Below are 13009 nucleotides of genomic sequence, written 5' to 3'. Positions count from 1 at the left end.
TCAACGCGCCCGCGTCCGGGGGTCCAACCAAACGTAAAGGATGTCCACGAGCAGGTTCGCGCCCAGCACGGCCAGCGTGATGGTCAGGAAGATGCCCTGCATGAGCGGGTAGTCCTGGTTGCGCACCGCCTGGATGAGCAGGTAGCCCTGTCCCGGGTACGAGAAGACGATCTCCGTCAGCAGCGAGCCGGAGAGGACGAACCCCAGCGCCATCCCGAAGCCCGTGATGTTGGGCAGCAGCGCGTTGCGGGCGGCGTAGTGGAACATGATCCGCTTCTGGGACAGGCCCTTGGCGTTCGCCATGGTGATGTAGTCCTCGGCGAGCACACCCACCATGGTGCTGCGCATGCTGAGCATCCAGCCGCCGAGCGAGGCGATCACGATCGCCGTCACGGGCATCACCATGTGCTGGATGACGCTGAGGATGAACTCGGCGCTCAACGCGGGCGCGAGCGTGTCGCTGTAGGCATGCCGGGCGGGGAAGGCGCCGAGCACGAACCCGAAGGTGTAGAGCAGCACCATCGCGAGCCAGAAGTAGGGGAACGCGCCCAGGAAGATCAGCACCGGCGGCATCACCGAATCCAGCCAGCCGCCACGCCTCCACGTGGCGACCACGCCGAGCGTCGTGCCGAGCACGAAGCTGATGACCACCGCGATGCCCGAGAGCAGGAGCGTCCAGCCCAGTCCCGTGGCGATCACGTCCGTCACCTTCGAGGGGAAGTACGCGACGGAGAGGCCGAGATCGCCCTGGAACAGGTGGGCCACGTAGGTGAAGTACTGCTGGTGGAGCGGCTCGTTGGTGAAGCCGAAGGCCACGCGCAGGGCGTCGATGGCCTCCGGTTGGAGCTGCCCCGCGAAGCGCGCGAACATGGCCGAGGCGGGATCGCCCGGCATGAGGCGCGGGATCAGGAAATTCAGCGTCAGAGAGGCCCACGCGGCGAACGCGTACAAGCCCAGATTTCGCAGGAGATGTCTCACGGGAGGACCGGGTGGGCCTTTCTTCAACGCGTTGCCGTCACTTGGGCTTCACTTCGACGAGCACGAACAGGTTCTCGGGGAGGCTGTTCGGCGTGAGCTTCGCGTAGGGGTTGTCTTTGTTCGGGAAGTTCGTGAAGCGGCGCGTACTGTACTCGCCCCAGGACGGGCCCGGAAAGAGGGGGATCACCGGCGCGTACTTGACGAAGATCATCTGCAGCTGGTGGGCGATCTTCTTCTGCTCCTCGGCATCATTCGTGGCCTCGAAGGCCTTCAGCAGCTCGTCGGCCTCCTTGTTCGAGAAGCGGTTCCAGTTGCGCAGGGCGATCTCTCCCGTGGGCTTGAGCGTCTCGCTCGACATGAGATCGCGGTAGACGTAGTACGGGGTCGGCTCATCCGACGTCCACCCCATGCTCATGTCGTACTCGCCCTTCTGGATGCGCTCGAAGTAGGGGCTGAAGTCGTAGGTCTTCAGGGTGGCGTCGATGCCGATCTGCTTGAGGTTCTGGGTGATGATCTGCGCGGCGCGCACCCAGTCCGACCAGCCGGTGACGACGTTGACCTCGAAGCGCAGGGGCTTCTTGTCCGGGCCCACGCGCACACCGCCCTCGCCCCGCTTGAAGCCCGCCTCGTCGAGCAGCGCGTTGGCCTTGGCCACGTCCAGCTTCGTCCAATCACCCGCCGCCACGGCCTCGGGGTTGCGCCACTTGTCGTGCGTCTCGCTCAGGCACGTCGCGTCGGAAGGCTTCGTGTAGCCATACATCGCCACCTTGACGATCTGATCGCGGTCGATCGCCATGCTGATCGCCTTGCGCACGCGCACGTCGTCGAAGGGCTTCTTGGTGGTGTTGACGTAGAGCGTCGTCGTGTTGCCGACGAGCGGGAACCAGTAGTGGTTGTTCTCCTTGTCCTTGCTGACGAAGACGCGCTCGATGTCGGGCACGAAGCTGCCCGCCCAGTCCAGCTCACCGGTGAGCAGGGCGAGGTTGGCCTGATCGTTGCCCGGGTACGCCGGGAAGCGCAGGCTCTCGACGGCGGGCTTGCCCTGCTGCCAGTAGTGCGGGTTGCGCCCGAGCTCGAAGATCTGGTTCTGGAAGACCTTCACCTCGGTGAACGGGCCCGTCGCCACGGGCGTCTCGTTCTTGAAGATGACCGGGTCGGCGATGTCCTTCCACTTGTGCTCCGGCACGATCGGCTGGTGCGCGATGTAGAGCAGGCCGGGCACGAACGGGCGCGCCAGGGTGAACTCGACCGTCGCGTCATCCTTGGCCTGGACACCCTCCAGGAAGGCCCATACCGCCGAGAAATCCAGGGCCTTGTGCTTCTTGAGGAGCTCGAAGGTGAAGGCCACGTCCTTGGCGGTGAAGGGCTGGCCGTCGGACCACTTCACGCCGGGGCGCAGGGTCAGGGTGAGCGTCTTGTTGTCCGGGCTCCACTCATGCTTCAACGCCAGCCAGGGCACCATCTCGCCCTTGATCGTGTTGTAGATCATGAGCGGCTCGTAGATGCCGGAGCGGGTCGGCCAGCGCGCGTTGCTGGGCGCGATCAGGGGATTGAAGTTCCGGATCCAGGAGGCCTGCTGCTCCTGGATGATCGTGAGCGCCGTGGCCTTCGCGGCGGCCTCGGTCTTGGCGGTCGGCGCGGCAGCTTGCTGGGTGCCGCCCTCCTTCGGGCTCTTCGAACAGTGAGTGAGGCCCCCGAGCGACAGCAGGGACATACAGAGCATCAGCAGCCGACGTGACATGGATCAATCCCCTCCGTGAAGATGCGTCAACAATACGCGGATTCTCCGCTTCGCAAGCGCTTTCATTTTTCGACGCAAAGCGTTAACCGGTACTGGAGCGGGAGGCTTCCAGCCGCCTCGATACATTACGCTGCTACTGCTCGAACGGGCCTTCTTCGGCTTCGAGAACTCTCGGGGCAATGCCTATCAGTCGCGCTTCCAAGACGGTCATGGACTATCAGCCCCAGGCTCCTGCTCGAGGATGAGCACGTCGCAGGTGCTCTCCCTGACGACCTGCTCCGCGAGGTGGGGGCGCACGATCCGGCTCAGACCCGCGCGCATGTGCCGTCCAACGACGACCAGATCGGCTTGTTCCTCCTGTGCGATCTCCAGGATGGATTCGCAGGCCTCGCCGGAGCGGACGAGCTCGTCGAAGTGCATCCCGGTCTCACGGTACGGCGCCAGGAACCGGTGCAGCTCGGCGCGTGCCCATGCCTTGGCTTCACGCTGGTACTCGAGGATCCGGGAGGAGGGCGCCCCCGACTGGTGGAGGACGAGCTCGTAGGAAGTGTCGTAGTCGTGCAGCACGACCGCGCGGCTCGCGTCCGGGCACAGGCGGAACGTCGCCTCCAACGCGTGCCGGGATGCCGCCGTGAAGTCCACGGCCACCAGGGGGCGCCGGTACGGACACACCGGGGGCGGCCCGACGACGAGGAGCGAGGTGGGGATGCTCGGGATGATCCCTCCGGCCACCCGCTCCCGGATCCGCGCCAGGAGCGAGCCGGGGCGGCGGGGTCTCCCCAGGACGACCAGGTCCGCGCCGAAGTCCCGCGTCGCCTGGAGGATGGCCTCCGCCGGCCGTCCCTTCACCAGCACGCCGCGCACCGTGTACGTGGCCCGTTCATGCTGGTGCACGGCCTCCTGGAGGGCGTGACGGATGAGCGCTTCCTCCTCGTCGTGCCTGGCGCCCACGGCGCTACCCGCTGGCAGTGCATGGACGAGGAGGATTTCCGCTCCCTCCCGGAGGGGAAGCTGGAGCGCTCTCACGAGCGCACAGGCGGAGCGGGGGGAGAAGTCCGTGGCCACCAGGACGCGCGCCAGGCCCATCGTCTCCGACGGCCCGGTACCGGCGTGGCCAGGGTGGGGGATAGGTTCGTGCGTCATCATGTCAGTGCCCTCCCTCTTGGATGGGGATGTTCCCGTGGGGCCGAGGCGCCTTGTCCCGAGAAGGACGTGGCGGCTCCTGGGCCGGCACCGCGGTTGTCCGGGGGCGAGGACCGGCCAGCAGCCGCTTCACCCCCAGGATGAAGAGGCCCGTGAGGAACAGGTTGAGTGTCAGGGACAGCAGGGCCACGGTCGCCGCCGTGCCACTGATGCCATATCCCAGTGCCACGACGAGCACGCCGGCGCCGACCTCTCCTCGTGGAAAGAGACCGACCGCGAGTGCGAGCCGCTCGCGCAAGCTCGCCTCCCGGCGGTAACACAGCGCTGGGAACATCTTTCCCAGATTGGACAGGAGGGTCACCGCCAGGACGTGCAGGGCGATGAGGCCCCAGCCCGGGCTGCCACCCGCGGCGGCGCTGACGCGCTGCTCCGTCTCCTGTGCCGCCTCCACGCCACCCAGGGCGGGCATCGACAGGCCCACGAGGACCATGAAGCAGCCGGAGATGATCGTGGTGACGCGCTGCTCGTTGGGCGTATCGAGCCCGGGGAGCTCACCCTCCAACGCGTCCTGCTCGTGCAGGCCGTGCTCGGGATTGGCGATCACGCAGCCCAGGATGAAGGCGGGCAGGAGGACCTCGAAGTGGACCGCCGCGTCGGGGTCCAGGTACCCCGTCCCCAGATAGATGAGCTCGGAGACGAGCGCGAGCAGCACCGAGTAACCGAGCACCCAGGGCCAGGTGTACGGGATGTGCCAGCGATGCAGGTACTTCCAGCCAGCCCAGAGGAGAAGGGCGATGAGGACGATGACGCCCGCGAGCTGCCAGCGGAAGCCGACGAGCAGGACCGTGAGCGGCACCATGAGGAGGATGGTGTCGAGGTCGTCGAAGATGGCGAGGACGCGGGCCTTGCGGAACATCCACGTCGCGCCCAGGCCCGCCGCGGCCAGCATGGAGAAGAGCACCCCGGCGCTCGTCGGCGCGGCGAACCGCCCCTGGAGCAGCGCCTCCTTCCACAAGTCGAACTGTCCCCAGAACTCGGGTGGCGCCAGGACGAAGACGAAGTAGAGCGTGACGAAGATCCACGGGAAGGTGGCCGCGGTGGCGGCCACCACGTAATCCCAGCCGTACTGGCGCAGGTTCGACTTATCCAGGTCGAACTCCTGCCCGACGTGGATCATGATGAAGGCCAGCCCCACCATGGTGAGCAGCCGGATGACGTGCGTCAGCGGTTCGTAGACGCCTGCCCCGAGCGCTGGAAGCGCCTGCGAAGCCAGCAGTCCTCCGAGAAGGAGGACGGAATAGATGAGGACTTTGCGCATTGCCGACCCTCCTATTGCCCCTTTGGGATGAAGCTAGGGGGAGAGTCGGCCCGTATCAGAGCTGCTGCTCCCTCCCTCGCCAGTCAGCGGGGAGGGGTCCTTTTCATCCCTGGGCTAGCCCGCCCGCCAGCCCGGCGATGAGGTATCTCCCACCCACTGCCGAGGAAACCAGGGCATCTCTCCCAACTGGATGCCAGACTGCCCGGAGGCCTGGCACACGGGGGAAATGCCGTCAGGTCACGAAGGAGCGAGATGACACCAAGCCTGCGGGGACAACGTATCGGAAGTGCCGTGCTGCTGGGCCTGGTGACGCTCGTCTCGGCGGGCGCGCTCATCGCCATCACCTCCTGGATGGGGCGCGACATCGGGCGCCTGTGGGAGTCCGGCGAGAGCGTTCGTGTGGCGGAGGAGCTGGAGGTCGCGCTCCTGTTGTACGGCCGGGAGCGGCGGCTCCTGGATGTGACGGGCTCGTCCGAGCACGCGCGGGCGATGCGGGAGGCCGAGTCCCAGGTCCACCACTGGTTGGAGCAGGCCCGCGGCCACGTGGGTGGGGAGGCAGAGGCTTTGCTCATGGAGGAGGTGCGGCGGAAGATCGAGGCGTACCTGACCCGGGCGCGAACCGGAACGGGCGCCCCACTCCCGGCCGGAGCGCACGACCCGGACCTCGCGGTCATCCTGGAGCTGACCGAGCGTCTCGTGAACCTCAACGTCGCCGATGCACGCGACCGCATGGAGGAGGCGCAGGCCTGGGACCAGCGGGCCAACATCCTCGGCATCCTCGCGGTCCTGGTGCTGCTGACGGGCATTGGAGGGGTCATCTGGACCGAGCGGCGCCTCGTCTATCAACCGGTGGACGTCATCCAACGGGCACTCGTGAGCTTCCGGCTCGGGGCTCCCTGGCTGCCGGCACCCGAGCGCGGGGCCACGGAGTTGCGTGACATCGCCCGGGCCTTCAACGAGATGGTCGCCCGTCTGGAGCGGCAGCGGGAGGCACAGGTGAGCTTCCTGGCGGGGGTGGCCCACGATCTGCGCAACCCGCTCTCGGTGCTGCAATTGGCCACGAGGGGGGCCAGCGCTGGCGAGCTTCCACCCGAGCGGGCCCAGCAGCGCCTGGCCATGGTCGAGCGGCAGGTGGAGCGGTTGGGGCGGATGGTGAACGACCTGCTCGATACGACCCGGATCGAGGCCGGCCAGCTGGAGCTCCATCTGGGAGAGCATGATCTGATCGAGCTCGTGCGGGAGTCCGTGGAGCTGCACCGGCCCGTCTCCCCGCTGCATACCCTCGAGCTTCAGGTTCCCGAGCAGCCGGCCCCCGTGCGCTGCGATCCCACGCGGATCTCCCAGGTGCTCAACAACCTGTTGAGCAATGCCATCAAGTATTCGCCCGAAGGAGGAACGGTGCGCATCCAGGTCGCGCCGTTGGAGGATGGATACCGCATCGCGGTGACGGACAGCGGAGTCGGCATCCCCTCCGCGGAGCAGGAGAGCATCTTCGAGCCCTTCCGCCGCAGCTCCTCCACCCGAGGGGTCATCCCTGGCGTGGGGCTCGGGTTGGCGGTGGCGCGGAAGATCGTGGCGGCACATGGCGGCTCGCTGGAGGTCCAGAGTGAGCCAGGGAGGGGCTCGACCTTCTACGCGAAGCTGCCCGTCGCGGGTGGAGCCGCTGGCCCGAATCGAACCCCGTGAACCGGGCTCCGTTCACCGGCCGCGCTTCTTCGCCAGCCAGCGGCTCACGCGCACCTTTCCGAAGCGTTTGCCGAACACGTACCAGGTGAAGGTCGCGCCGAAGAGCGCCGCGGACATGGCGATGCCCAGGAGCCCCAGCACGGGCACGCCCTGGTACATCACCGGTGTCTGCGCGAACGAGATGAACGCCCCCACGATGAACCCGCACGCGCACAGGCCCATGAACATCACGATCGCCGCGCTTCGCAGGTTCTCGTTCAGCTTGTCGAACTGATCCGCCCGCACCGTCACGCTGAACTTCCCCGACTCCAGATCCAACAGGATCTGCGACAGCTGCGTGGGCAGGTCCGCCGCCAGCGACTGGAAGCGCAGCAGCGTGCGCATCAGCCCGCCCTGGAGCTGGGAGGGGTCATACCGGTCCGCCAGCAGCTCCTTGGCGTACGGCATCGCCACCTCGAGGATGTTCAGGTCCGGGTACAGGGTGCGCATCATCCCCTCCGTCGACACCGACGCCCGGCTCAGCAGCGCGTACTCCTTCGGGATCCGGATCCGGTACTTCACCGCCAGGTCCAGCAGGTCCCTCATCAGGCTGCGCGCGTCCACCTCGCCCAGCGTCGTCGGCAGGTGCCTGCCGAGCAGGCCCTCGATGTCGTTGCGGAAGCCCACCAGGTTGGCCCGCGCGTCCGGCACGCCCACCCGGTAGAGGATGCGCGCCACCGAGTCGCTGTCCTTGAGCGCCACCGCCAGCACCAGCATCACCAGCGTCTCCTGCATGGCGCGCGACAGCCGGCCCACCACCCCGAAGTCCAGCAGCGCCAGCCGGTTGCCCTCCAGCACCAGGATGTTCCCCGGGTGCGGATCTCCGTGGAACAGCCCGTCCTCGAAGAGCTGCCGGAAGCTCGCATCCAGGATGTGGCCCGCCACCTCCCGCTTGTCCTCCGGCGACAGCTCCGCCTGGCTGATCTTCACCCCCCGGATGAACTCCATCGTCAGCACCGTCCGGCTGCTGAGCCCGGCATACACCCGCGGAATCTTCATGTACGGCCGGTTGCGGTGGTTCTCCAGGAAGGCCCGGATGTTCGAGGCCTCGTGCACGAAGTCCAGCTCCTCGTGGATGGCCCGATCGAACTCGTCGACGATGCCCGTGGGCGTGTAGATGCCCGTCTCCTCCACCACCGCCTCCAGCAGCCTCGCCAGCGAGCGCAGCACCACCAGGTCCGAGTCGATCTGCTCGGCGATCCCCGGCCGCTGTACCTTCACTACCACCTCCTCGCCCTCCAGCGTCACCGCCCGGTGCACCTGTGCGATGGAGGCCGCCGCCAGCGGCTCGGGATCGATCTCCTTGAAGATCTCCTTGGCGTCCCGGCCCAGCGACCCGCGGATCTGCGCGTACACGTCCTCCAGCGGGAAGGGCTCCACGTGATCCTGCAGCGAGGCCAGCTCCTCGATGAACTCGCCCGGTAGCAGGTCCGCGCGCGTGGAGAGGATCTGCCCCAGCTTCACGAAGGTGGGGCCGAGATCATTGAGCAGCATCCGGAAGCGGCGCGCGGTGGAGGCGCGCTGGGACTCGGGCGACACCTCCACCTTCTCCCGCCGCCCGAGAAGGCGCCACACCCCCGCGCGCTCGAGCCACTCGCCGAAGCCGTGGCGCGCTGCGATGACCCCAATCTGCCGGACGCGGTTCAAATCCTGGAGGAGCACGGTGGCGCGCACCTTTCCACGAGCGCCCGCGCCCCGCAAACCCTAGCGTCGTCCAGCCGACGCTCCCTCAGGCCGCCCCGGTGGCGGGCTCGGAGTCCGGCCTGGCCTGGGGCCGGGGGGTCGGGCCGAAGCGCAGCAGCAGGTAGCCCACCACCGCCGCCAGCAGCGAGCCGAGCAGGATGCCCAGCTTCGCCTCCGCCAGCAGGTTCGGCTCGTTGCTGAAGGCCAGCCCCGCCACGAACAGCGCCACCGTGAAGCCGATGCCCGCCACCACCGACACCCCGTGCAGTTGCAGGACCGTGGCGCGCCCCGGCATCTGCGCCAGCCCCGCCTTCACCGCCACCCAGGTGAACAGGAAGATGCCCACCTGCTTGCCCACGAACAGGCCCAGCATCACGCCCAGCGGCAACGGCTCCAGCAGATCCGACAGGCGCATTCCGCTCACGGAGATGCCCGAGTTGGCCAGCGCGAACAGCGGGACGATTCCGTACGCCACCCACCCGTGCCACAGGTGCACGAAGCGGTTGAGCGGCGGCTCGATGTCCTCCAGCTGCTCCTCGATGTGCAGCAACTGCCCGCTGCGCACGGACTCGTCCTCGGGCTCCTTCAGGATCTGACCGATGTAGCCGTGCAGCTCCTCCAGCACATCACGGCCGCGGCGCGTGGGTTTGGCGGGGATCATCATTCCCACCACCACGCCCGCGATGGTGGCGTGCACACCGCCATGGTGCATGGCGTACCAGAGCGCCGCGCCCAGGACCACGTACACCACCCCGTTGCGCACGTAGTAGATGTTGCACACCCACAGCGCGCCGGTGAGCGCCGCCGCTCCCAGCAGCCACTCCACGTGCAGCCCCGTGCCATAGAACATGGCGATGACCAGGATGCCGCCGATGTCGTCGAAGATGGCCAGGGCGGTGAGGAACACCACCAGCCCGTGGCTCACCCGCCCCTTGAGCAGGGTGAGGCAGCCGATGGCGAAGGCGATGTCCGTGGCCATGGGAATGGCCCACCCCTTCAGCGCCGGGGTGCCCGCGTTGAGGGCCGCGTAGACGGCCGCTGGCACCAGCATGCCGCCCAACGCCGCGATGAGCGGCAGCATCGCCTTGGACAAGGTGCGCAGCTCGCCCGCGGCAAGCTCGCGCTTGATCTCCATTCCCACCAGGAAGAAGAAGATCGTCATCAACCCGTCGTTGATGAGCTCCCGGAAGGTGAAGTGGAGGAGGGTGTCCCCCTGTCCGAGCGCCAGACGGGCCTCGAAGAGCGAGACGTAGCTGTCGGCCCAGGGGGAGTTGGCCCAGATCATGGCCGCGACGGCGCACAGGGCCAGGAGGATGCCGCTGCTCGCCTCGAGCCGGAAGAAGGCTTGGACGGGCGCGACGGCGACCTCGAAGATTCGGGGGACGGGAGGGACGGTACGGGTCTCCATGGCGGGACTCAGGTTGCCCTCTGGATTCCGTTCCGGCCACCGTTTTCGGTCGGACCTCCAACGATTTTCCAGGGGCGATCCGGCTGGCCGTCAGGGGAGCGTGCTAGCCATCGGCGGAGTAGGAGCGGACGAGTGGACGGCGGAGGTCATGTGTTCTGTTGATCCAGGACCGGACGCATGACACAAGGGGCGGCGATGGGCGCGACGCAAGCGAAGGCAGGCAAGGGACACGGGGACGAGGCCGAGGCGCGGGTGGAGGCGGCGGGCGAGCCGGCCGGGGCGCGGGAGATCGGTGCGCTCACCCCGATGATGCGGCAGTACCTCGAGACGAAGGCGCTCAACCCGGACGCCATCCTCTTCTTCCGGCTCGGGGACTTCTACGAGATGTTCTTCGAGGACGCGGTGCGCGCCTCGGAGATCCTCCAGATCACCCTCACCGCACGGGCGAAGAACGCGGAGAAGGTGCCGATGGCCGGAGTGCCGTACCACTCGGCGCGCCGGTACATCGCCAAGCTGGTGGAGCACGGGCTGAAGGTCGCCATCTGCGAGCAGGTGGAGGAGGCGGGCAGCGGGCCGGGGATCGTCAAGCGAGAGGTGACGCGCATCATCACCCCTGGAATGGTGCTGGACGAGGAGGCGCTCGAGCCCAGGGCGAGCAACTTCCTGGCGGCGGTGTATCCGGGGGCCCAGGGCTACGGGGCGGCGCTGCTGGAGGCCTCCACGGGCGAGTTCTTCAGTCTGGAGGCGGAGACACTTCAGGAACTGGTGGAGGCGCTGTCCCGGGTGGAGCCGAGGGAGCTGCTGGTGCCCGAGGGCGAGCGGGACTCCCAGGACACGGCGTGGGTGGTGTCGCGGCTGGCGAAGCCCCCGGCGGTGGCGGAGCTGGAGAAGGCGGCCTTCGAGCCGGCGCGGGCCACGGTGTACCTGCGGAGTCACTTCGCGGTGCAGTCACTGGAGGCCTTCGGGTTGCAGGACGCGCCCCTGGCCACCGGGGCCGCCGCCGCGGCGCTGCGCTACCTGAAGGACACCCAGAAGACGCCCGCCGCCCACGTGGACAGGATCAGCCGCCAGCAGCGCGGAGGACACCTCCTCATGGACGAGGCGTCCCGCTCCAACCTGGAGGTGCTGCGCACCTTGCGGGACGGAGGGCGCCGGGGCTCGCTCCTGGGCGTGCTGGACAGGACGGCGACGGGCCTGGGCGCGCGCAAGCTGGCCCGGTGGCTGGCCGCGCCCCTGTGCTCGCTGCCGGAGATCAACGCCCGGCTGGACTCGGTGGACGAGCTGTCCCAGCGCAGCGTGTGGCGCGAGGAGATGACGGGCCTCCTCAAGGAAGTGGGTGACATCGAGCGGCTGTGCGGCCGGCTGTCGCTGGGCGCGGGCAACGCGAGGGACTTGAGGGCGCTCGGGTTGTCGCTGGCGCAGCTGCCCCGGCTGGCGGCGGTGCTGGCGCGCTGCGAGTCCCCGCTGCTCAAGTCCCTGGCGGGGCCGCTCGGGTCGCTGCCGGAGCTGGCGGATCTGCTGCTGCGGGCGGTGGTGGACGAGCCGCCCACCAGCCTCAAGGAAGGCGGCTTCATCCGTCCGGGCTTCCATGCCGAGCTGGACAAGCTGGTGGCGCTGTCCACCGACGGCAAGGACTTCCTGCTGAAGATCGAGACGCGCGAGCGGGAGCGGACGGGCATCGGCTCGCTGAAGGTCCGCTACAACAAGGTCTTCGGGTACTACCTGGAGGTGACGAAGGCCAACCTGCACCTGGTGCCCTCGGACTACATCCGCAAGCAGACGATGGTGGGCGCCGAGCGCTTCGTCACCCCGGAGCTCAAGGAGTACGAGGAGAAGGTGCTCACGGCGGAGGAGCGGCGCAGCGCGCTGGAGCTGGAGCTCTTCGAGCAGCTACGGGCCCAGGTGGTGAAGGAGGCGCCCCGGCTGCGCTCGGCGGCGGAGGCGGTGGCCACCAGTGACGCGTTGTTGTCCTTCGCGCGGTGCGCGGCCGAATACGGCTACGTGCGGCCGGTGGTGGACGAGTCCGAGGTGCTGTCCATCACCGCCGGGCGCCACCCGGTGGTGGAGCGCGTGCTGGGGGCGGGGGAGGCCTTCGTTCCCAACGACGTGAAGATGGACTCGGGGGACGGGCAGATCCTGGTCATCACCGGCCCCAACATGGCGGGCAAGAGCACCGTCATGAGGCAGGTGGCGCTCACGGTGCTGATGGCGCAGGCGGGGAGCTTCGTACCGGCGGGGGCGGCGCGCATCGGCGTGTGCGATCGCATCTTCACGCGCGTGGGAGCGGCGGACAACCTGGCGCGCGGACAGTCCACCTTCATGGTGGAGATGACGGAGACGAGCCACATCCTCCACCACGCCACGCGGCGCAGCCTGGTGGTGCTGGACGAGATTGGGCGAGGCACGTCCACGTATGACGGCCTCTCCATCGCGTGGGCGGTGGCCGAGCACATCCACGACAAGGTGGGGGCGCGCACGCTGTTCGCCACGCACTACCACGAGCTGGTGGACCTGGCCCGGGAGAAGCCCCGGGTGAGGAACATGTGCATCGCGGTGAAGGAGCAGGGCGGCAAGGTGCTCTTCCTGCGCAAGCTGGTGCCGGGTGGGGCCAACCGCTCCTACGGCATCGAGGTGGCGAGGCTCGCGGGCCTGCCGCCCGAGGTGGTGACGCGGGCCCGGGACATCCTGCAGAACCTGGAGTCGGGCGAGTTCGACGACAGCGGTCGGCCGCGGGTGGTGGCGCGGAAGACCTCGCGCGCGCCGGCCCCGGGGCAGCTCGGTTTGTTCGGTGGCGCGGCCGAGCCCGGGCCGAAGGTGGATCCGGCCCAGCAGAAGGTGCTGGAGTCGCTCCGGGCGATGAAGCTGGAGGAGATGACGCCGCTGGAGGCCCTCAACCTCCTGGCCCAGCTGCAGCGCGAGCTGAAGTAGGGGAGGCGGTAGACCGTCCACGTGCTTGGAGGGGTCATCCACGAGTGTGGATGGCCGCAGGCGCGTGATGGCAGCGGTTCAGAGG

General features: G+C 68.2%; 8 protein-coding genes. 2 read left to right on the top strand and 6 right to left on the bottom strand.

The genetic code is table 11. From position 1 onward, the window contains the following. From NR810_RS00575 to NR810_RS00560, 4 genes are all read right to left on the bottom strand, one after another. Nucleotides 1-894, bottom strand: coding sequence for an ABC transporter permease (locus NR810_RS00575; protein ID WP_306817754.1), 894 nt, complete (start codon nt 892-894; stop codon nt 1-3). A 121-nt stretch (nt 895-1015) separates the two neighbouring features. After that, entirely contained in the window at nt 1016-2719 is a 1704-nt protein-coding gene (locus tag NR810_RS00570) for an ABC transporter substrate-binding protein (protein WP_257446158.1), read from the bottom strand. Between the two features lie 207 nt (nt 2720-2926). Continuing rightward, on the bottom strand, nt 2927-3865 hold the full coding sequence (locus NR810_RS00565; RefSeq protein ID WP_257446156.1) for a universal stress protein: 939 nt from the start codon (nt 3863-3865) through the stop codon (nt 2927-2929). A 1-nt stretch (nt 3866) separates the two neighbouring features. Next, nucleotides 3867-5180 carry a cation:proton antiporter gene (locus NR810_RS00560; protein WP_257446154.1) on the bottom strand — a complete coding sequence of 438 codons (1314 nt, stop codon included), beginning with the start codon at nt 5178-5180 and terminating at the stop codon, nt 3867-3869. A gap of 252 nt (nt 5181-5432) precedes the next feature. On the opposite strand from NR810_RS00560, the gene NR810_RS00555 reads away from it, so the two are divergent. Further along, nucleotides 5433-6866, top strand: coding sequence for a sensor histidine kinase (locus NR810_RS00555; protein ID WP_257446152.1), 1434 nt, complete (start codon nt 5433-5435; stop codon nt 6864-6866). 12 nt (nt 6867-6878) lie between these two features. On the opposite strand, the gene NR810_RS00550 is transcribed toward NR810_RS00555, so the two are convergent. Together NR810_RS00550 and nhaA are read right to left on the bottom strand one after the other, a co-directional pair. Beyond that, entirely contained in the window at nt 6879-8567 is a 1689-nt protein-coding gene (locus NR810_RS00550; RefSeq protein WP_257447737.1) for an ABC1 kinase family protein, read from the bottom strand. A gap of 67 nt (nt 8568-8634) precedes the next feature. Beyond that, a complete protein-coding gene (nhaA, locus tag NR810_RS00545; protein WP_257446150.1) occupies nt 8635-9996 on the bottom strand; it encodes a Na+/H+ antiporter NhaA in 1362 nt (453 codons plus the stop codon). Nucleotides 9997-10302: 306 nt separating this feature from the next. Here nhaA and mutS point away from each other — a divergent pair, with 306 nt between their 5' ends. Continuing rightward, entirely contained in the window at nt 10303-12924 is a 2622-nt protein-coding gene (mutS, locus tag NR810_RS00540; protein ID WP_257447736.1) for a DNA mismatch repair protein MutS, read from the top strand. The last annotated feature ends 85 nt before the right edge of the window (nt 12925-13009 follow it).

Source organism: Archangium lipolyticum (assembly GCF_024623785.1).
Taxonomy (GTDB): Bacteria; Myxococcota; Myxococcia; order Myxococcales; family Myxococcaceae; genus Archangium; species Archangium lipolyticum.
Note: the sequence above shows the minus strand (reverse complement) of the source record. Positions and strands in the feature narration are given on the sequence as shown.

Excerpts from the sequence above, each read along its gene's own strand:
- NR810_RS00575 (WP_306817754.1), bottom strand. The coding sequence starts at position 894 with ATGCCGGGCGATCCCGCCTCGGCCATGTTCGCGCGCTTCGCGGGGCAG.
- NR810_RS00570 (WP_257446158.1), bottom strand. The coding sequence starts at position 2,719 with ATGTCACGTCGGCTGCTGATGCTCTGTATGTCCCTGCTGTCGCTCGGG.
- NR810_RS00565 (WP_257446156.1), bottom strand. The coding sequence starts at position 3,865 with ATGATGACGCACGAACCTATCCCCCACCCTGGCCACGCCGGTACCGGG.
- NR810_RS00560 (WP_257446154.1), bottom strand. The coding sequence starts at position 5,180 with ATGCGCAAAGTCCTCATCTATTCCGTCCTCCTTCTCGGAGGACTGCTG.
- NR810_RS00555 (WP_257446152.1), top strand. The coding sequence starts at position 5,433 with ATGACACCAAGCCTGCGGGGACAACGTATCGGAAGTGCCGTGCTGCTG.
- nhaA (WP_257446150.1), bottom strand. The coding sequence starts at position 9,996 with ATGGAGACCCGTACCGTCCCTCCCGTCCCCCGAATCTTCGAGGTCGCC.
- mutS (WP_257447736.1), top strand. The coding sequence starts at position 10,303 with ATGATGCGGCAGTACCTCGAGACGAAGGCGCTCAACCCGGACGCCATC.